The organism is Micromonospora sp. NPDC057141 (assembly GCF_042670805.1).
Classification (GTDB): Bacteria; Actinomycetota; Actinomycetes; order Mycobacteriales; family Micromonosporaceae; genus Micromonospora.
In genome coordinates, this window is the sequence record NZ_JBHUVA010000040.1 from 1 (window position 1) to 20060 (window position 20060).

Here is a 20060-nt window from a genome sequence, read left to right on the forward strand (position 1 = left end):
GGCGGTCGCCGCGCAAGCCCCGCAAGCCGCCCCGGTTGGCCGACCCGCGCCGCCGGCTGCGCCTGGGCATGCTGCTCGTCCTCGCGCTGTTCGTCACCATCGGCATCCGGCTGGTCTTCCTCCAGGCGGTCGACACCCCGGCGTACGCCGGGGGCGGCCTGGCCGACCGGGTGATCCGGGTCGACCTGCCCGCCCCCCGGGGGGCGATCTACGATCGCACCGGCGCCCCGCTGGCCAACAGCGTGGAGGCCCGGTACGTCTTCGCCGACCCGACCCGGGTCAGGGACCGCGCGGCGACCGCGCGGGCGCTGTCGCCCCTGCTCGGCCTGCCGGCCTCCGAGCTGGCCGAGCGGATGAAGCCGCGCGCCCTGGAGAACGGGGTGCCCTCCCAGTTCGAGTACCTGGCCCGGGGCGTCGACGTCCCCACCGCCAAGAAGATCGTGGCGCTCGACCTGTTCGGCATCGGCGTGCACCGCGACGAGCGGCGCGAGGTGCCCGGCGGCGACCTGGCCGCCAACCTGATCGGCTTCACCAGCCAGGACATGGTCGGCCTGGAGGGGCTGGAGGCCCGCTACGACGACCTGCTGCGCGGCGAGAACGGCCGCAAGGTCTACGAGGCCGGCCAGGGCAAGCTGGACGCGCCGATCCCCGGTGGCTACAGCAGCACCACCCCGGCCAAGCCGGGCAACTCCCTGCAACTGACCGTCGACCGGGACCTCCAGTTCAAGTCGCAGCAGGTGCTCAAGAGCCAGATGGCCAAGGTGCAGGGCAGCGTCGGCGTCGCCATCGTCCTCGACGTGCCCACCGGCGAGGTGCTGGCCCAGGCCAGCCACCCCACCTACAACGCGGCGAAGCCGCAGGAGAGCGAGCCGACCGACCGGGAGGACGCGGCCACCAGCTTCGTGGTCGACCCCGGCTCCATCCACAAGGCGATCACGTTCGGCGCGGCGCTCCAGGAGGGCGTGATCACCCCCGACACCGCGCTGCCGGTCCCCGACAGCATCGTCAGGGGCGACACCACCTTCCGCGACACCCACCCGGCGAACGGGCGGCGGATGAGCCTGCCCGGGATGCTCGCGTACTCGTCGAACGTCGGCACCATCGAGATCGCCGACAAGCTCGGCCCGGACCGGCTGATCGACTACCAGAAGCGTTTCGGGCTCGGCCAGCCCACCGGCGAGGGCATGCCGGGGGAGGCCAGCGGCCGGCTGCTGCCGGCCCAGGCGTGGAGCGGGTCGTCGTACGGGTCGGTGCCGATCGGGCACAGCGTCGACGCCACGCCGCTGCAGATGGCCGCCGCGTACGCCGCGATCGCCAACAACGGCACGTACGTCCAGCCGCACCTGATCAAGGAGGTGATCAGCGGCAAGGACGGCAGCCGTACGCCGGGCAAGGCGCCGGTCACCCGGTCGGTGCTCAGCCCGGCCAACGCGGCGGCGCTGCGCACCATGCTGGAGGCGGTCACCACCGTCGACGGGGCCACCGGGCTCGCCGCGGCGGTGCCCGGCTACCGGGTGGCCGGCAAGACCGGCACCGGCATCCGCTACGTCGACGGCAAGCAGCAGCCCGGCGAGGTCGGCTCGTTCATCGGGATGGCCCCGGCGGACGATCCGCGTTTCGTGGTGGCGGTCTTCGTGTGGAGCCCCGGCGGCGGGGGCGGGGCGGTCGCCGCGCCGGCCTTCCGCGACATCATGGGCTTCACGCTCAGCCGTAACCGGGTCCCCCCGTCCGGCGCGCCGGCGCCCAAGTTCGAGGTCTTTCCGCGCTGACCAGGCGCGGCGGGACATCATCGGTTGGTGGGGACGAACCACCGGGGCGGCTGTACGGTCGGAACCGGACGACCGGGTAGGGTCTGACGCCGTGCCCGGCAATCCACGCCCCCGTACCGTGACCGGAATCCGGCTCGGCGAACTCGCCGACCGGCTCGCCGTCGAGGCCCCTGCGGGGGCCGCCGACCAGGCGGTGACCGGGGTGACCCACGCCAGCCAGGCGGTCCGCCCCGGCGACCTGTACGCCGCGCTGCCCGGCGCCCGCCGCCACGGCGCGGAGTTCGCCGCCGCCGCGGCGGCGGCCGGCGCGGTGGCCGCCCTCACCGACCCGGCCGGCGCGCCGGCGGTGGCGCTGGCGGGCCTGCCGGCACTGGTGGTGCCCGACCCCCGCGCGGCGCTCGGCGCGCTCGCCTCCGCCGTCTACGGCGACCCCACGGCCGGCCTGACGGTCATCGGGATCACCGGCACCGCCGGCAAGACCTCCACGGCCTACCTGGTGGAGTCGGGGCTGCGCGCCGCCGGCCACGTCACCGGCCTGATCGGCACGGTGGAGACCCGGCTGGGCGACCTGGTCGTCGACAGCGTGCGGACCACCCCGGAGGCCACCGACCTGCACGCCATGCTCGCCGCCGCCCGGGAGCGCGGGGTCACCGCGCTGGTCATGGAGGTCTCCAGCCATGCCCTGGCCATGGGCCGGGTCGGCGGGGTGCGGTTCACCGTCGGCGGCTACACCAACTTCGGCTCCGACCACCTGGACTTCCACGCCGACTCGGCGGACTACTTCGCGGCGAAGGCGCAGCTGTTCGACGGGCGCTGCGCCGTCGAGGTGCTCAACCACGACGACCCGGCGCTGCGCCCGCTGTTCACCCCCGCCACGGTCAGCTACTCGGCCGCCGGCGACCCCACCGCCACCTGGTACGCCACCGACGTCGACGGCGAGGGCTACGCGCAGCGGTTCACCGCGCACGGCCCCGACGGGCTGACCGTGCCGGCCGGGGTGGCGCTGCCCGGACGGCACAACGTCGCCAACGCGCTGCTGGCCATCGCCGCGCTGGTCGGCGCGGGCGTGGACGCGTCCACCGCCGCCGCCGGGGTGGCCGCCTGCGGCGGGGTGCCCGGCCGGCTGGAGCTGGTCTCGGCGGCCGGCCCGGTGCGCGGGGTGGTCGACTACGCGCACAAGACCGACGCGATCGTGGCGGCCCTGGCCGCGCTGCGCGAGCTGAGCGCCGGGCGGCTGATCTGCGTCATCGGCGCCGGCGGCGACCGCGACCGCGGCAAGCGGCCGGAGATGGGCGCCGCCGCCGCCCGGGGGGCCGACGTGGTGCTGGTGACCGACGACAACCCGCGCACCGAGGAGCCGGCGGCGATCCGGGCGGAGGTGCTGGCCGGGGCGTACGCCGTCGCCACGCCGGCCCGGGTCGTCGAGGTGGCTGGTCGGCGCGCGGCGATCGACGAGGCGGTCCGGCTGGCCGCCCCGGGGGACGTGGTCGCCGTGCTCGGCAAGGGCCACGAACGCGGGCAGGAGGTGGGCGGCGAGGTGCTGCCCTTCGACGACCGCACGGAGCTGGCCGACGCGCTGCGCGCCCGCTTCGGGGACCTGGCGGCCCGGCGATGATCCCGCTGACGCTGGCCGAGGTGGCCGAGGCCGTCGGCGGCCGGCTGGCCGCCGCCGACCCCGCCGCCCGGGTGACCGGCCCGGTGGAGTTCGACTCGCGCAAGGCCGGGCCGGGCGCGCTGTTCGTCGCGTTCCCCGGCGAGAAGGTCGACGGCCACGACTACGCCGCCGGTGCCGTGGCCGCCGGCGCGGTGGCGGTGCTCGGCACCCGCGAGGTGCCCGGGGTGCCGATGGTGCTCGTCGGCGACGCCCTCGACGCGATGGGCCGGCTGGCCCGCGCGGTCGTGGACCGGCTGCCCGCGCTGACCGTGATCGGGCTGACCGGATCGTCGGGCAAGACCACCACGAAGGACCTGATCGCCCAGCTCACCGCGCGGCTCGGCCCCACGGTGGCCCCGCCCGGGTCGTTCAACAACGAGCTGGGGCACCCGTGGACGGCGTTGCAGGCCGGCCCGGACACCCGCTTCCTGGTGCTGGAGAAGGGCGCCCGGGGGGTGGGGCACGTGCGCTACCTGTGCGAGGTGGTGCCGCCGCGCATCTCGGTGGTGCTCAACGTCGGCGTGGCACATCTCGGCGAGTTCGGCTCGGTGGAGAACATCGCGCTGGCCAAGGGGGAGCTGGTCGAGTCGCTGCCCGCCGCCGGGCTGGCCGTGCTCAACGCCGACGACCCCCTCGTCGACGCGATGGCCGCCCGCACCGCCGCCCGCGTCGTGCGCTACGGCGAGGCCGCGCACGCCGACGTGCGGGCCGTGGACGTGACGCTGGACGGGCGGGGCCGCGCCGCGTACACCCTGGTCACACCGGAGGGGACCGCGGCCGTGCGGCTCGGGCTCACCGGCCGGCACCAGGTGTCGAACTCGCTGGCCGCCGCGGCGGTCGCCCGGGAGCTGGGCATGCCGCTGGCCGAGCTGGCCGCCGCGCTGGGCGAGCTGGGCCTGGTCTCCACCCGCCGGATGGACGTCTTCGAGCGACCCGACGGCGTGACGGTGATCGACGACTCGTACAACGCGAACCCGGCGTCCACGGCGGTGGCGCTGCGGGCCCTCGCGGGGATGCGTGGGGTGGGGCGGGCGGTCGCGGTGCTCGGCTACATGGCGGAGCTGGGGGAGTACGAACGACAGGGGCACCTGGAGGTCGGCCGGCTCGCGGCTGAGCTGGGTGTGGACCGGCTGCTCGTGGTGGGCGAGCCGGCGGCGCCGATCCATGAGGGCGCGACAGCGGTAGCGGACTGGGGAGGAGGATCGGTGCTGCTCACCGATCAGGCGGCGGCCGTCGAGGTGCTGCGCAGTGAACTACGGGCGGGTGACGTCGTCCTGGTGAAGGGCTCGCGGTACCGCACCTGGGAGGTGGCCGACGCGCTGCGCGCCGACGCCGCGGACGGGGGTGCCGCCGCATGAGGGCGGTGATCGTCGCCATCGGGGTGGCGTTCCTCGTCTCGCTGTTCTGCACACCGATCGCGATCAAGGTGTTCGCCCGGCTGAAGGCCGGCCAGCCGATCCGATCGAACCTCGGGCTCGCCAGCAACGAGGGCAAGAAGGGCACGCCGACGATGGGCGGCGTGGTCTTCATCCTGGCCACGGTCATCGCGTACGTCGCGGGGCACCTCGCCCTGACCACCCTGCCGGACGCCCAGATCGCCCAGGTCGAGCCGACGATCACCGCGCTGGTGCTGCTGGGCCTGATGGTGTTCTCCGGCGCGGTCGGCTTCATCGACGACTTCCTGAAGGTCCGCAAGCGGCACAGCGGCGGCCTCAACAAGCGGGGCAAGCTGGCCGGCCAGATCCTGGTCGGGGCGGCCTTCGGCGTCGTCGCGCTCTACTTCCCGAGCAGCATGACCGACGCCAGCGGCGCGGCGACCAACACCGAGACCGTCGGCGCCAGCACGCTGAGCTTCATCCGGGACATCCCCGCGCTGGACGTCACCAAGATCGGCGCGGTGGTCATCTTCATCTTCGTGGTGATGGCGGCGACCAACGGCGTGAACCTCACCGACGGCCTGGACGGCCTGGCCACCGGCGCGTCGGTGATGGTCCTCGCCGCGTACGCGCTGATCGCGTTCTGGCAGTACCGGCACTGGTGCGCCGACCCGTCGTACACGGCGAACCCGGAGAACTACTGCTACACGGTGCGGGACCCGCTGGAGATCGCGCTGATCGCCGGGGCGGCGGCCGGGGCCTGCGTGGGCTTCCTGTGGTGGAACACCTCGCCGGCCCGGATCTTCATGGGCGACACCGGCGCGCTCGGCCTGGGCGGCCTGATCGCCGGCATGGCGATGTCCACCCGCACCATCCTGCTGCTGCCGATCATCGGCGGGCTGTTCGTGATCATCACGATGTCGGTGGTCATCCAGATCATCTCGTTCCGCACCACCGGCAAGCGGGTGTTCCGGATGTCGCCGCTGCAGCACCACTTCGAGCTCGCCGGGTGGAGCGAGGTCAACATCGTGGTCCGGTTCTGGATCATCGCGGGGATCGGCGTGGCCATCGCGCTCGGCCTGTTCTACAGCGACTTCCTGGCCGCGATGGGCTGAGCCGCCGCCTCCCGCCCCCTCCTTCCACCCCGGCGACACGCCGACCACGGCGTTCGGCGGGAACGGGCCGCTCGCATTCGCGATGATGGGCGGGTGGGGGAGGACCGAGGCACCAGCGCGACAACGACCGACACGCCCGGGCGGCGCAGCCCGGGGGGCGGGCGGGGTGCCGACCCGCCGGCCGCCGCCCCGGCGTTCGGCCTGGACGCCGCCGGCGGGCTGGCCGCGCTGCGCGGCCTGCTGTCCCGGCCCCTGGCCTCGTACTACCTGCTGATCTCCAGCGCCGGCCTGCTGCTGGTCATCGGCCTGACGATGGTCTTCTCGGCCACCAGCGTGAAGAACTACGCCGAGGAGGGCAACGCCTTCGCCGACGCCACCCAGCAGGCGATCTTCGCGGTGATCGGGGTGGTGGCGTTCTGGGTGTGCCAGCGGCTGCCGGCGAGCACCTACCGGTCCGTGGCCGGTACGGCGCTCGGCGTCGCCGTGGTGCTGCTGCTGGTGCTCAACCTGTTGCTCGCGCTGGACTCGTTCTTCGGGGTGACGCGGGTGGGGCCGCTGGAGGCCAACCTGCTGTGGCTGTTCGTCGGCGGCGTCCAGCTCCAGCCCTCCGAGCTGGCGAAGTTCGCGCTGGTGCTGTGGGGCGCCGACGTGCTGGCCCGCAAGGGCGCCCGGCTCGGCTGGTGGAAGGAGCTGGCCACCCCGCTGTTCCCCGTGGTCGCGCTGCTGTTCGTGCTGGTCGGCTACAACGACGTCGGCACGATGCTCTGCCTGTTGGCCCTCGTCGTCGGCCTGCTCTGGGCGGCCGGGGTGCGCACCAAGGTCTTCGCCGTGCTGTCGGTGATCGGGCTGGTCGGCATCGGGCTGCTCGTCGCCGCGGCCTCGCTGGGCGCGGGCTCGGGCGCGAAGGGTGAGGAGAACTACCGGCTGGCCCGGCTCACCACCTTCGTCAACCCGCCGCCGCCGCAGGAGTGCTTCGCCGAGCAGTGCTACCAGGTCGCCCAGGCCCGCAACGCCATCGAGCACGGCGGCTGGTTCGGTGTCGGGCTGGGCAAGAGCAGCTTCAAGTTCGGCTGGCTGCCCGAGGCGCACAACGACTTCATCTTCGCCGTGCTCGCCGAGGAGCTGGGCGTGGTCGGCAGCGTCGTGCTGATCACCCTCTTCGCGGTGCTCGGCTACACCGGGCTGCGCATCGCCCGGCGGGTGGAGGACCCGTTCCGCCGACTCGCCGCCGCCGGGGCCACCACCTGGCTGGTCGGCCAGGCGATCATCAACATCGGCGGGGTCGTCGGCCTGATGCCGCTGACCGGTGTGCCGCTGCCGTTCATCTCCGACGGCGGAAGCGCCCTGGTGGTGACCATGGCGGCGGTCGGCATGCTCGCCTCGTTCGCCCGCTGCGAACCCGACGCGGCCCGAGCCCTGCATGCCCGTCCGCCCGCCCGATGGGTCCGACTACTCTGGGCCCCGTTGCCGCCGCTTCCCGGCCGGCGCCGTCGCCCGGCGCCGCCACCGGCGGACCGTGGGTCCGTACCCCGGTCGCGGGCGCGGCGCGAGGACGACCAGGCCGCATCCCGTGGCGCCCGGCCGGACCGGGCCCGGGGCGGCACGGCGAGCGAGAGGAGACGCTGATGGGTCCGCTGCGTTCGGTGGTGCTCTGCGGAGGGGGCACGGGTGGCCACATCTACCCGCTGCTCGCCTTCGCCGACTGCCTGCGCCGACACGACCCGGGCGTCCGGATCACCTGCCTCGGCACACCCAAGGGCCTGGAGAACGAGCTGATCCCGCCGGCCGGCTACGACCTGCGGCAGATCCCGGCCTACCAGCTGCCCCGGTCGGTCAACATGAGCCTGGTCCGCACCCCGGACCGGATGTGGAAGGCGGCCCGCGCGGCGGGCAAGGTGATCGACGAGGTCCAGGCCGACGTGGTCGTCGGCTTCGGCGGGTACGTCTCGGTGCCCGGCTACCTGGCCGCCTGGCGGCGCGAGCTGCCGATCGTCATCCACGAGGTGAACGTGCCACCGGGGGTGGCCAACCGGCTCGGCATGAAGTTCACGAGCAACGTCGCGGTGGGCTTCCCGCACCAGCCGGTGCAGGCCGAGGCGCTGCGCGACGCCCGGGTGGTCGGCGTGCCGCTGCGCCGGGGCATCGCCGGGCTGGACCGGGCCGCCAACGCCGCCGCCGCCCGCGCCCACTTCGGACTCCGGCCGGACCTGCCGGTGCTCTTCGTCGCCGGTGGCTCGCAGGGCGCCCGGTCGATCAACCTCGCCGTCGCGGGCGCGGCCAAGGAGCTGGCCCGGCACGGCGTGCAGGTGCTGCACGTGATGGGCGCCCGCAACGAGCCGGTGCCGGTTCCCACCGACCTGCCGGTGCCGTACGTGACGCTGCCGTACCTGTCCCAGATGGAGATCGGCTACGCCGCCGCCGACCTGATGCTCGCCCGGGGCGGGGCGATGACCTGCGCCGAGGTCGCCGCGATCGGGCTGCCCACCGTCTACGTGCCGTACCCGCACAGCAACCAGGAGCAGAAGCGCAACGCGCTGCCCGTGGTGGAGGCCGGTGGCGGGTTGCTCGTGGACGACGCCGAGCTGACCCCGGCCTGGGTGGAGCGCACCGTCATCCCGCTGATCCGCGACCCGCACCGGCTCGCCGCGATGGGTGCCGCCGCGGCGGCGTACGGGCGACGCGACGGCGACGAGGCGCTGCTGAACTTCGTCTACGAGGCGGTGGCCCGATGAGGGGCCGGGCCGTCGCGACCGGAAGGTGCCCGTCATGAACACCGCGCAGTTCACCCCGGCCGGCACGCTGACCGCCGAGGACCTGGGCCGGATCCACCTGATCGGGGTCGGCGGCGTCGGCATGAGCGGACTGGCCCGGCTCTTCCTCACCCGGGGCCTGCCGGTCTCCGGCAGCGAGCTGCGGGAGTGGCCGTCGCTGGCCGGGATGCGGGCGCTGGGCGGGACGATCCAGATGACCCACGAGCCGGCCAACCTCGACGGCGTCGACACGGTCGTCTACTCCTCGGCGATTCCGCAGGACCACGTGGAGATGGTGGAGGCGCGCCGGCGCGGGCTGCGGGTGCTGCACCGCTCCGAGGCCCTCGCGGCGGCGATGACCGGCCGGCGCACGGTGGCGATCGCCGGCACCCACGGCAAGACCACCACCACCTCGATGGTGACGATGGTGCTCCAGCAGGCCGGCACCGATCCGTCCTTCGTGATCGGTGGGGAGATCTCCGAGGTGGGCTCCGGGGCGCACCACGGCACGGGCGAGCACTTCGTGGTCGAGGCCGACGAGAGCGACCGGTCGTTCCTGATCTACCGCCCGTACGTCTCGGTGATCACCAACATCGAGGCCGACCACCTCAACACGTACGGGGACCTGGCCACGCTGGAGGCGGCGTTCGCCGAGTTCGCCCGGCTCACCGACCCGGACGGGTTCATCGTCACCTGCGCCGACGACCCGGGCGGGCGGCGGCTGGCGCAGACGCTGCGCGCCGAGGGGCGCCGGGTGCACACGTACGGGGAGGCGGCCGACGCCGATCTGCGGCTGAGCGAGGTCGTCTCCTCCGCGCGGGGGGTGCGCTACCTCGCCGAGGTCGACGGGCGTTCGCTGGGCGAGTTCCGGCTGCCGGTGCCGGGGCGGCACATGGGGCTCAACAGCGCGTCGGCGGTGCTCACCGCGTACCTGCTGGGGTTGCCCGTCGAGGCGGCGGAGGCCGCGCTCGCGGCGTTTCCCGGGGTGCGGCGGCGCTTCGAGCGCAAGGGCGTCGCCGACGGGGTGCTGGTCTACGACGAGTACGCCTACCACCCGACCTCGATGACGCTGGCGATGCGGACGCTGCGCGAGGTGGCCGGCGACGGGCGGCTGATCGTGGTGTTCCAGCCCTACCGGCTCTACCGCACCCGCGACCTCCAGGCGGAGATCGCCGCCGCCCTGGGCCTCGCCGACGAGCTGGTGCTGCTGGAGGTCTTCGGCCCCGGCGAGCTGCGCGAGCCCGGGGAGGGATCGGCGGCGCTGGTCGAGGCGGTGCCGCTGCCGGCCGACCGGAAGGTCTTCGTCGGCTCCTGGGAGGACGCGCCGGTCGAGGTGGCCCGCCGGGCGCGTCCGGGCGACGTGGTGGTGACGATGGGCGCCCCGCCGATCTCGCTGATGGGCGACGAGCTGCTGGCGGCCCTGTCGGCCCGCGCCGGTGACACCGCCGGCCCAGCGGGCGGCTCGGCGGCCACCGCCGGATGAGCCCCGGTCCGGCGCGCGGCCGGACGGCCGGCGCGGACCCCGGCGGCGGCCGGCGGGGGCCGGTGCGACGCTGGCAGCTGGTGCGGGCCGGTTCGGACGCGGTGCCGCCGTCGACCCGGCGGTTCATGGCCCGGGCCCGGCAGCGCCGGATGCGCGCGGCGCTGCCCTGGGCGGTGACCGCCGGGGTGCTGACCGTGGCCGCGCTGGTGGCCTGGACGGTGCTCGGCACCGGGCTGCTCGGGGTGCGCGAGGTGCGGGTGGAGGGCGCCGAGCTGGTCACCGCGGTGGAGGTCCGCGAGGCCGCCGCGGTGCCGGACGACCAGCCGCTGGCGCGGGTCGACCTGGCCGCCGTCGCCCGGCGGATCGGCACCCTCGCCCCGGTGCAGCGGGCGACGGTCACCCGGGACTGGCCGGGCGCGCTGGTGGTGCGGGTGGTGGAGCGCACGCCGGTGGCGGCGGTGCCGCAGGGCGAGCGGTTCGCCGTGGTCGACGGCTCCGGGGTGGTGTTCCGGTCGGTGCCCCGGCAGCCGGACGGCCTGCCGGTGGTGCGGGTCGGTCGGCCGGGGCCGGCGGATCCGGGCACCCTGGCCGGGCTGGAGGTGCTGGGCGCGCTGACCCCGGAGCTGCGCGGGCAGCTGGTGGAGGTCGGCGTCGAGGGACTGGCCCGGATCAGCCTGCGGCTGCGCGGCGACCGGACCGTCGTCTGGGGGGACGCCACCCGGGGCGCGGACAAGGCCCGGGTGGCCACCGCCCTGCTCGGTCGGAAGGCCGACACGATCGATGTGAGCGCGCCGGACGTGGTCACCTTCAAGTGACCGACCGGTCAGCGGTCCGCCCGTGCCGGGTGGCCCGTGGCGCGGGTCGGGCGGCGGCGCGGGCCGGCCCGGGGGCCCGCCCGGGGGCCCGGAAGGTGAGGCGTGGCCCTCTCCGGCGGCGACACGCCGGGCGGGTCCTTGGCTCCGGGCGTGGGGCCGCTTACGTTGCCCCGAAGAGGATCAGTAGTTGACATAACAGTAAGCCTCTAGTAGAGGGTTAGGGTTCACCTCTCGCCTCGTGGGGGCCGGGCCGTGTCGGCGCTGGTCTGGCCAAGCCGTGTGGGGTCGGCCCATGCCAATCTCGAAGGGAAAGGACCGGAGATGACACCTCCGCACAACTACCTGGCGGTCATCAAGGTCGTCGGCATCGGGGGCGGCGGCGTCAACGCCGTCAACCGGATGATCGAGGTTGGGCTCAAGGGCGTCGAGTTCATCGCGATCAACACCGACGCGCAGGCGCTGCTGATGAGCGACGCCGATGTCAAGCTGGACGTGGGGCGCGAGCTGACCCGGGGGCTCGGCGCCGGCGCCAACCCCGACGTCGGCAAGAACGCCGCCGAGGACCACCGCGACGAGATCGAGGAGGTGCTCAAGGGCGCCGACATGGTCTTCGTGACCTGCGGCGAGGGCGGCGGCACCGGCACCGGCGGCGCGCCCGTGGTGGCGAACATCGCCCGCAAGCTCGGCGCGCTGACCATCGGCGTGGTCACCCGGCCGTTCTCGTTCGAGGGCAAGCGCCGCCAGGTGCAGGCCGAGGCGGGAATAGACGAGCTGCGCAACCAGTGCGACACGCTGATCGTCATCCCCAACGACCGGCTGCTGGCACTCGGCGACCGGAACATCAGCATGATGGACGCGTTCCGCACGGCCGACCAGGTGCTCCTCTCCGGCGTCCAGGGCATCACCGACCTGATCACCACCCCGGGTCTGATCAACCTGGACTTCGCCGACGTCAAGAGCGTGATGAGCGGCGCGGGCAGCGCGCTCATGGGCATCGGCAGCGCCCGGGGCGAGAACCGCGCGGTCGAGGCGGCGGAGGCGGCCATCTCCAGCCCGCTGCTGGAGCAGAGCATGGACGGCGCGCGCGGCGTGCTGCTCTCCATCGCCGGCGGCTCCGACCTCGGCCTGTTCGAGATCAACGACGCGGCCCAGCTGGTCACCGACGCGGCCCACCCGGACGCCAACATCATCTTCGGCGCGGTCATCGACGACGCCCTCGGCGACGAGGTGCGGGTCACCGTGATCGCCGCCGGGTTCGACGGCGGGACGCCGGCGTACAAGCCCGAGCCGAGCCGCAAGAGCAACCAGAACCAGCCGACCCAGCCGACCACGCCGACGCCGCCCCCGACCACGATGCCCGCGCCGTCCCAGTCGCCGCGGCGGGTGCTCTTCGACGACGTGGACGTGCCGGACTTCCTCAAGAACGGATCCTGACCGCCCGAGATGACCGACGTGAACCCGACGGTGCACCCTGGTCCGGGGCACCCCGACCGCCGGGCCGAGTTGGCGGCCGGGCTGGCCCGGGTCCGGTCCCGCATCGCCGACGCCTGCGCGGCGGCGGGGCGGGACCGCGCCGACGTCACCATGGTCGCGGTGACCAAGACCTATCCGGCCTCCGACGTGCTGGCCCTGGCCGGGCTCGGCGTGGTCGACATGGGGGAGAACCGTGACCAGGAGGCCGCCGGCAAGGCCGCCGAGGTGACCGCCGCCGGGGTGACGCCCCGCTGGCACTTCATCGGGCAGTTGCAGCGCAACAAGTGCCGGTCGGTGGTCCGTTACGCCGAGGTCGTCCAGTCGGTCGACAGCGTCCGGCTGGCCCGGGCCCTCGACGCCGCGGCCCTGGCGGGCAGGGACCGTCCCGTCGACGTGTTGGTGCAGGTCAGCGTCGATGCCGACCCGGCCCGGGGTGGGGTGCTGCCGGGCTCGGCCGACCCGGACGCCGGGCTCGACCCGGTGGCCGAGGCGGTGGCCGGCGCGGCGGGGCTGCGGCTGGCCGGGCTGATGGCGGTGGCCCCGCTGGGCTGGGAGCCGCAGCGGGCGTTCGCCCGGCTCGCGGAGGTGGCTCAGGCGTTCCGCGTGGCCCATCCGGAGGCGGTCGCGCTCTCCGCCGGGATGAGCGGGGACCTGGAGGTCGCGATCCGATACGGCGCGACACATGTCCGCGTCGGCAGCGCGTTGCTCGGAATGCGTTCCACGCTGCGGTAGCCTGACCCGCGAGAGAAGCAAATTACATCAGTGTTGTTTCAGGAGCGGCGTCCCGTCGTCAGGGGGCGCGGCCCGCGACCGCGAATCGTGGGCCGGGGATTGCTGTTCCGGTCCGGTGGGCAGTTGTCCACTCGCGAGAAGCGACACGGCACGGGGGCGCGTGCCGCACGGCGGACGGAAGGGCGCGGGATGGGTGCACTGCGCAAGGCGGGGGTCTGGCTCGGCCTGGTCGAGGAGGACGACGAGCGGGCGTACGACGACGGTGGCTACGACAAGAGTGGCTACCGCGAGTCGTCGCGCTACCGGCAGGGCCGGTACGCCGAGGAGTTCGACGACGATGACGATGCCGACGAGCCACCGGCGCCGCGGCCCCGGGCCGGTGAGCGGGGTCGGCTGACCGAGCGCTCCGCCACCCGCCCGCTGGACTCCGACCGGGACCGGACGGACTCCGACCGGCCGGAGCGCGGCGAGCGGGTCGAGCGGGTCGAGCGGGTCGAGCGCCCCGACCGGTCCAGCGTCCGGTCGATCACCCGCAGCTCCGGCGGTGACGGCTCCGGCGCGTTGACCTACCACACGCGGGACAACCTCGCCCTGGCGCCGCAGGCCCAGCCGAGGGAGCGGGTGGCCCCGGTGGAGGAGGAACAGCGTTACCAGATCACCACGCTGCACCCCACCACCTACCGGGAGGCCCGCACGATCGGGGAGCACTTCCGCGACGGCGTTCCGGTGATCATCAACCTCACCGAGATGGACGAGGCCGATGCCCGCCGGTTGGTTGACTTCGCCGCCGGGCTGGCCTTCGGGCTGCGCGGTACGATCGAGCGCGTGACCAACCGGGTGTTCCTGCTCTCACCGGCCAACGTCCAGGTCACCGCGGAGGACAAGGCCAAGATCGCTGAGGGTGGGTTCTTCAGCCTGAGTTAGCCCCGCCCGACCGAGGGACGTCGCCTGCTGTGTTGTCGATCCTGCTGCAAGTGCTGTACCTGATTCTGTATGTCTTCCTGATCGTTCTTCTGGCCCGGTTTGTCCTCAGCGCGGTCCTCGCCTACGGGCGTCGCTGGCAGCCAGGCCGGGGAGCGACGGTGGGGCTGGAATCCGTGTGGAGCGTCACTGATCCGCCTCTCAAGGCGTTGAGGCGTGTGATCCCTCCGCTGCGAATTGGTACCGTGAGCATCGACCTGGCCTCCCTTGTGCTCCTGGTTATCCTGTTCGTGCTGATGGAGTTCGTGTTGAAGCGGCTGATCCTCGGGTGAGAAAGACCCGCAGATCCAGCCCGCTGCGCGGCCGCAACTGACCCGAGGAGTTTCGATGCCGCTGACCCCGGCCGACGTCCACAACGTCGCCTTCAAAAAGCCGCCGATCGGCAAGCGGGGGTACGACGAGGAGGAGGTCGACGCCTTCCTGGACGAGGTCGAGCGCGAGCTTGCCCGTCTGATCGAGGAGAACAACGAGCTGCGCGCCCAGGTGGAGCGCGGCGGTCGCGGCGGTGCCCCCGCCGGTCCGGGCGGCGACGCCCGGCTCGCCGCGGAGCTCAACGACGTCAAGGCCCAGCTCGACCGGGTGCAGCGCGACAAGGTGGCCGCCGAGCAGGCCGCCCGGGCAATGCAGGCCGAGCTGGAGCAGGTCCGCGCCCAGGGGGGCCCGGCCGTGGCCGGCGACGGCGAGCAGCAGGCCCTGCGGGTGCTGATGATGGCCCAGCGCACCGCCGACGACCACGTCTCCGACGCCCGTCGCGAGGCCGACCAGCTGCTCTCCGAGGCCCGTTCCAAGGCCGAGGAGGTCACCCGCGAGGCGCGCGCCAAGGCCGACGCCCTGGAGCGCGACGCGCGCCAGCGGCACCAGGAGGCCATGGGCGGCCTGGACGCCAAGCGCACCGCGCTGCAGAAGCACATCGAGGAGCTCAAGCAGTTCGAGCGGGAGTACCGCACCCGGCTCAAGGCCTACCTGGAGAGCCAGCTGCGCGACCTCGACGGCCGTGGCCAGGGCCTGGAGGCCGAGATGACCCGGGCCGAGGGCAGTCGGGCAGTCGGGGGCAGCAACGGCCTCGCGGCAGCCGGCCTCGCCGGCTCGTACGGTGGCGGGCGCTCCGGCGCGCTGGAGTCCGGCCGCTGATCTTCGGTGCGGCGGCCGTCGTGGGGACTGCCGCCGACGTGCCAGCTGAATCCGACGCGGCGGGGGTGAGCCGTGATAGTCGCAAGCCTGTTGCTCATCCTCGTCGCGGTCGTGCTTCTGGTGGTCGGCCTCACCGGTGGCTCCAGCGTGCTGCTGACCGCGTCCATCGCGGCCAGCCTGCTGGCCGCCGTCGCGTTGGTGGTGGGTGCCCGCCAGGCGGCCGCCACCCGGGCGGCAGCCGCGCGGGTCGACCCCGACACGTCCGGGGCGCGCCGGCCACCGACGGGCCCTGACCCGTGGGACGCGGCGGGTCCTCCGGTCGGGCCGGACATTCCGGCCCAGCGCGTTTCGTCCACGATCGGCGCCGACGACCCCGGGTGGCGGCAACCGCCCGGGTCGCCGGCCGCCGCAGCCGATCCGCACGCCGACGCGGCGGGCGAGGCCGCCGCGCCCTCGGACGAGCCGCCCGCGCTGCGGGTGTCGCCGGCCGACGCGGCGCTGGTCGCCGCACTCGACGCGGAGGTCCTGGTGGTGGACGGCCGGCCCCGCTACCACCTGTCCGACTGCCCCCACCTCTACGGGCGGGAGGCCGAGCCGCTGCCGGTGGCCGAGGCGGTGCGCCTGGGTTTCAGCCCGTGCGCCCGCTGCGCGCCGGACACCGCCCTCCTCGCCGACGCCCGGCCGCTCTGACGCCGGTGGACGACACGCTCACCGTCGCCGTACGGGTCAAGCCGGGGGCCGCCCGGGCGCGCGTCGGCGGCCGGCACGACGGCCCGCACGGGCCGGCCCTGGTGATCGCCGTGAACGCCCCGCCGGTCGACGGCCGGGCCACCGAGGCGGCCCGCCGGGCCCTCGCCGACGCGCTCGGCGTCCGGCCGTCGACCGTGGCGCTGCGGGCCGGCGCGGCGAGTCGGGACAAGCTCTTCGTCGTCGAGCGCCCGACGCCGGAGCTGGCGGAGACGCTGTGCCGGCTGCGCGACGGGGCCGGCCGGTGACGGCTGGCCGCCCCGGGTCGGCATGACCCCCGGGTTCGAGCTGGCGCTGCTGCTCGGCGCCGGGGTGCTGCTGGTGGCGGTCGGCGCGGTCCGCTTCTCCACCCGCCTCGGCGTGCCCAGCCTGCTGGTCTACCTGGCCCTCGGGGTGGCGATCGGCGAGTCCGGGCTGGGCATCCGTTTCGACGACGTCGAGCTGACCCGCACCCTGGGCTTCTGCGCCCTGATCGTGATCATCGCAGAGGGCGGGCTGACCGCCCGGTGGAACACCCTGCGGCCGGTGCTCGGCCTGGCCTCGGCACTGTCCACCGTCGGGGTGGTGGTGAATATCCTGGTGGTCGGCCTGGCGGTGCATCTGCTGCTCGGGCTGGACTGGCGGCTGGCGATGCTCTACGGCGCGGTGCTCTCGTCCACCGACGCCGCCGCCGTCTTCGCCACCCTGCGCCGGCTGCGCCTGCCGCCCCGGCTGGTCGCCACCCTGGAGGCCGAGTCGGGGATGAACGACGCCCCGGTGGTGCTCCTGGTGGTGCTGCTGTCCCGCTCGGCCACCGAGGCCGGCCACCCCTGGTGGTACGAGGTGCTGCTGCTCGGCTACGAGTTGGGCGTGGGTGCCGCCGTCGGGGCGGGCGCGGGGCTCGCCGGCCGGGCGGCGCTGCGCCGGGCGGCGCTGCCCTCGGCGGGGCTGTACCCGATCGCGGTGGTCGGCTTCACCGTGCTCGCGTATGCCGCCGGCGCGGTGTTGCACGCGTCGGGCTTCCTCGCCGTGTACGTGGCGGGGGTGCTGCTGGGCAACGCCCGGCTGCCGCACCGGCAGGCCATCCTCGGTTTCGCCGACGGGCTGGCCTGGCTGGCCCAGATCGGCCTGTTCGTGCTGCTCGGGCTGCTGGTCTCGCCGGGCCGGCTGGAGGCGGCGGTGCTGCCGGCGGTCGTCGCCGGGCTGGCGCTGCTGCTGCTGGCCCGGCCGCTGTCGGTGGCGGTGTCGGCCACCCCGTTCCGCATCGGCCCGCGCGAGCAGGCGTTCCTGTCCTGGGCGGGGCTGCGCGGGGCGGTGCCGATCGTGCTGGCGACCATCCCGCTGTCGCAGCGGGTGCCGGGGGCGGAGCAGCTCTTCGACGCGGTCTTCGTGCTGGTGGTGATCTTCACGGTGCTCCAGGCGGGCACGCTCGCCCCGGCCGCGCGCCGGCTGCGGGTCACCGCGCCCGCCGAGCTGGCCGAGATTCGGGTGGAGACCGCGCCCCTGGAGCGGATGCGGGCCGACCTGCTCCAGCTGGAGGTGCCGCCGGGTTCGCGGCTGGGCGGGGTGCACGTGGACGAGCTGCGGCTGCCGGTGGGCGCGTCGGTGACGCTGGTGCTGCGCGACGGGGTGGGCTTCGTGCCCGGCCTGGACACCCGGCTGAAGACGGGCGACAGCCTGCTGATCGTGGCCACCACCGGGGTGCGGGACGCCGCCGAGCGCCGGCTGCGGGCGGTCAGCCGCCGGGGCCGCCTGGCCCGGTGGTTTGGCGAGTACGGCGACGACCGCGACAACTGATCTGCTAGCGTTCCTTTTGCCCATTTGAGGGCTTTCGGGGCGGAATAGTGGTGCGGCGGTGCGGCACGTTGTCGGACGCCTGTACGTTCCGTATTCTTGCCAACCTCCGGAGTGCGCGGCGATCCTTGCCGCGCGCCCGTTTTGTTACCTGGGGGCGCCAGGCCGGTGACCCCTGTCCAGAGGCCGTGGCACGCCGCGGTCCCGTGGCGCGAGGGAGTGACGATGGTGAAGCCAGCCGACACCAGGACCGCCGGGCGCAAGCCGGTGGCCAGGACCACCCGCAGCGCGGCGGAGACCGAGAAGATCCGGGCGGCGCTGGCGGCCCGCCGTGACGAGCTGAGCGCCGAGTACGATCAGACGCTGAGCGAGATCACCGAGCTGCAGCGCGACCGGCTGACCGACTCGGCCGGGGACGACCAGGCCGACACCGGCACCAAGACGTTCGAGCGGGAGCAGGAGATCTCACTCGCCAACAGCATCCGGGAACGGATCACGCAGGTCGAGCGGGCCTTGGAGCGGCTCGACGAGGGCGGCTACGGCTGGTGCGAGAAGTGCGGCGACCCGATCCCGGTGGAGCGGCTCGCCGCCTTCCCGTCGGCGACCCTCTGCGTGAAGTGCAAGCAGCTGGAGGAGCGGCGCTGACCTCGCTCCCCGGCCGATCAGGACGGTGAGCGATCACCGCCGAGAGCGTCGATGGGGAGCAGATGACGGCTACACCGCCCGCCGGAACCGAAACCGGCACCGCCGAGCCGGGCGGGGGCAGGCCCCGACGCCGGGCGATCGTGATCCTCGCCGGCGTCGGCCTGTTCGCCTTCCTGGCCGACCTGCTCACCAAGCACCTCGCGCTCCAGGCGCTCAGCGACCGGGAGCCGGTGAAGCTGCTCGGGGGAGCGGTCTACCTCAGCCTCACCCGCAACAGCGGGGCGGCGTGGAGCATCGGCAGCGACCACACCTGGATCTTCCCGCTGATCACCATGGCGGTGATCGGCTGGATCGGCTGGATGGCCCTGCGGCTGCGCTCGGTGCCGTGGGCGGTCTCACTCGGCCTGGTGCTGGGCGGGGCGCTGGGCAACCTGGCCGACCGGATCTTCCGCGCCCCCGGCCACTTCGTGGGCCACGTGGTCGACATGATCAGCCTCTTCGACCCGTACGGGCAGGTGTGGCCGGTGTTCAACCTGGCAGACAGCGCGCTGGTCTGCGGCGTGGTGCTGGCCGTGTTCCTGGAGCTGACGGGCCGCCAGCGCGACGGTTCCCGGCTCGGCCGGGACAAGGCCGCCGCCGAGGCAGCCCCGGTCGAGCAGCGGGAGCGGGCGTGACGGCCGCGTTCGCCGCCGCCGGCGACCACCGTTCCCTGCCGGTCCCCGACGGCCTGGACGGGATGCGGCTCGACCAGGCCGTGTCCCGGCTGTTCGGGCTCTCCCGCACCGCCGCCGCGAACCTGGTCGACGCCGGGGACGCGCTCGTCGACGGCGTCGTCCGGCCGAACTCGCACAAGGTCAAGGCCGGCTCCTGGCTGGAGGTGACGCTGCCCGCCCCGGTCGCCCCGCCGACCGTGGTGCCGCAGGCGGCGCCCGGCCTCACCGTCGTGTACGCCGACGACGACATCGTGGTGGTGGACAAGCCGGTCGGCGTCGCCGCCCACCCCAGCCCCGGCTGGACCGGGCCGACCGTCATCGGTGGGCTGGCCGGGATCGGGCACCGCATCTCCACTAGCGGCGCGGCCGAGCGGCAGGGCGTGGTGCACCGGCTCGACGTGGGCACCACCGGGATCATGGTGGTGGCCAAGAGCGAGCAGGCGTACACGGCGCTGAAGCGGGCCTTCAAGTACCGCGAGGTGGAGAAGCGCTACCACGCCGTGGTGCAGGGGCACCCGGACCCGTCGCGCGGCACCATCGACGCCCCGATCGACCGGCACCCGCACCACGACTACCGGTGGGCGGTGGTCTCCGGCGGAAAGCCGAGCATCACCCATTACGACACGCTGGAGGCGTTCCCGGCGGCGAGCCTGCTCGACGTCCGGCTGGAGACCGGCCGTACCCACCAGATCCGGGTGCACTTCTCCTCGTTGCGCCACCCCTGCGTGGGCGATGTCACCTACGGCGCGGACCCGACCCTGTCGGCCCGGCTCGGCCTGGCCCGGCAGTGGCTGCACGCCCGGTCGTTGAGCTTCCAGCATCCGCGCACGGGCGACGAGGTCACCTTCGTCAGCGACTATCCGGACGACCTGGACCGGGCGCTGCGGATCCTCCGCGACTGAC

19 protein-coding genes are annotated in these 20060 nt (G+C 74.2%); all 19 read left to right on the forward strand.

Annotated features, from left to right (window positions below):
* A partial coding sequence (locus ACFT41_RS19860; RefSeq protein WP_377613947.1) for a peptidoglycan D,D-transpeptidase FtsI family protein occupies positions 1-1769 on the forward strand: 1769 nt, incomplete at its 5' end.
* 91 nt (positions 1770-1860) lie between these two features.
* Positions 1861-3384 (forward strand): UDP-N-acetylmuramoyl-L-alanyl-D-glutamate--2,6-diaminopimelate ligase, encoded by a 1524-nt coding sequence (locus tag ACFT41_RS19865; protein ID WP_377586499.1) that lies wholly within the window; start codon positions 1861-1863, stop codon positions 3382-3384.
* Positions 3381-4781, forward strand: a complete 1401-nt coding sequence (gene murF / locus ACFT41_RS19870) for a UDP-N-acetylmuramoyl-tripeptide--D-alanyl-D-alanine ligase (RefSeq protein ID WP_377586497.1) — start codon at positions 3381-3383, stop codon at positions 4779-4781. The genes ACFT41_RS19865 and murF overlap by 4 nt, the downstream gene beginning before the upstream one ends.
* Entirely contained in the window at positions 4778-5914 is a 1137-nt protein-coding gene (gene mraY, locus ACFT41_RS19875) for a phospho-N-acetylmuramoyl-pentapeptide-transferase (protein WP_377586495.1), read from the forward strand. Before murF ends, mraY begins: the two co-directional genes overlap by 4 nt.
* Before the next feature lie 219 nt (positions 5915-6133).
* Positions 6134-7540 (forward strand): FtsW/RodA/SpoVE family cell cycle protein, encoded by a 1407-nt coding sequence (locus ACFT41_RS19880; protein WP_377586509.1) that lies wholly within the window; start codon positions 6134-6136, stop codon positions 7538-7540.
* Positions 7540-8646 carry an undecaprenyldiphospho-muramoylpentapeptide beta-N-acetylglucosaminyltransferase gene (gene murG / locus ACFT41_RS19885; protein WP_377586493.1) on the forward strand — a complete coding sequence of 369 codons (1107 nt, stop codon included), beginning with the start codon at positions 7540-7542 and terminating at the stop codon, positions 8644-8646. Before ACFT41_RS19880 ends, murG begins: the two co-directional genes overlap by 1 nt.
* Before the next feature lie 34 nt (positions 8647-8680).
* Positions 8681-10147: a UDP-N-acetylmuramate--L-alanine ligase gene (gene murC, locus ACFT41_RS19890; protein WP_377586491.1), complete on the forward strand. Its 1467-nt coding sequence runs from the start codon at positions 8681-8683 to the stop codon at positions 10145-10147.
* Positions 10144-10962: a cell division protein FtsQ/DivIB gene (locus ACFT41_RS19895; protein WP_377586489.1), complete on the forward strand. Its 819-nt coding sequence runs from the start codon at positions 10144-10146 to the stop codon at positions 10960-10962. The genes murC and ACFT41_RS19895 overlap by 4 nt, the downstream gene beginning before the upstream one ends.
* A 321-nt stretch (positions 10963-11283) precedes the next feature.
* A complete protein-coding gene (ftsZ, locus tag ACFT41_RS19900) occupies positions 11284-12396 on the forward strand; it encodes a cell division protein FtsZ (RefSeq protein WP_377586487.1) in 1113 nt (370 codons plus the stop codon).
* 9 nt (positions 12397-12405) lie between these two features.
* Entirely contained in the window at positions 12406-13167 is a 762-nt protein-coding gene (locus ACFT41_RS19905) for a YggS family pyridoxal phosphate-dependent enzyme (protein WP_377586485.1), read from the forward strand.
* Between the two features lie 189 nt (positions 13168-13356).
* Positions 13357-14091, forward strand: a complete 735-nt coding sequence (locus tag ACFT41_RS19910) for a cell division protein SepF (protein WP_377586483.1) — start codon at positions 13357-13359, stop codon at positions 14089-14091.
* Between the two features lie 29 nt (positions 14092-14120).
* Positions 14121-14420: a YggT family protein gene (locus ACFT41_RS19915; protein WP_377586481.1), complete on the forward strand. Its 300-nt coding sequence runs from the start codon at positions 14121-14123 to the stop codon at positions 14418-14420.
* A 55-nt stretch (positions 14421-14475) separates the two neighbouring features.
* Entirely contained in the window at positions 14476-15279 is an 804-nt protein-coding gene (locus tag ACFT41_RS19920; RefSeq protein WP_377586479.1) for a DivIVA domain-containing protein, read from the forward strand.
* Positions 15280-15351: 72 nt separating this feature from the next.
* Positions 15352-15969, forward strand: a complete 618-nt coding sequence (locus tag ACFT41_RS19925) for a hypothetical protein (RefSeq protein WP_377586477.1) — start codon at positions 15352-15354, stop codon at positions 15967-15969.
* A gap of 5 nt (positions 15970-15974) precedes the next feature.
* The gene (locus ACFT41_RS19930; RefSeq protein ID WP_377586475.1) at positions 15975-16274 is read left to right on the forward strand and encodes a DUF167 domain-containing protein; all 300 of its coding nucleotides are present in this window, start codon (positions 15975-15977) and stop codon (positions 16272-16274) included.
* 22 nt (positions 16275-16296) lie between these two features.
* On the forward strand, positions 16297-17802 hold the full coding sequence (locus ACFT41_RS19935) for a potassium/proton antiporter (RefSeq protein WP_377586473.1): 1506 nt from the start codon (positions 16297-16299) through the stop codon (positions 17800-17802).
* Positions 17803-18024: 222 nt separating this feature from the next.
* Positions 18025-18444: a TraR/DksA family transcriptional regulator gene (locus ACFT41_RS19940; protein WP_043969309.1), complete on the forward strand. Its 420-nt coding sequence runs from the start codon at positions 18025-18027 to the stop codon at positions 18442-18444.
* A gap of 62 nt (positions 18445-18506) precedes the next feature.
* Entirely contained in the window at positions 18507-19118 is a 612-nt protein-coding gene (lspA, locus tag ACFT41_RS19945) for a signal peptidase II (protein ID WP_377586471.1), read from the forward strand.
* Positions 19115-20059, forward strand: a complete 945-nt coding sequence (locus tag ACFT41_RS19950; RefSeq protein ID WP_377586469.1) for an RluA family pseudouridine synthase — start codon at positions 19115-19117, stop codon at positions 20057-20059. Before lspA ends, ACFT41_RS19950 begins: the two co-directional genes overlap by 4 nt.
* Position 20060 lies beyond the last annotated feature (1 nt).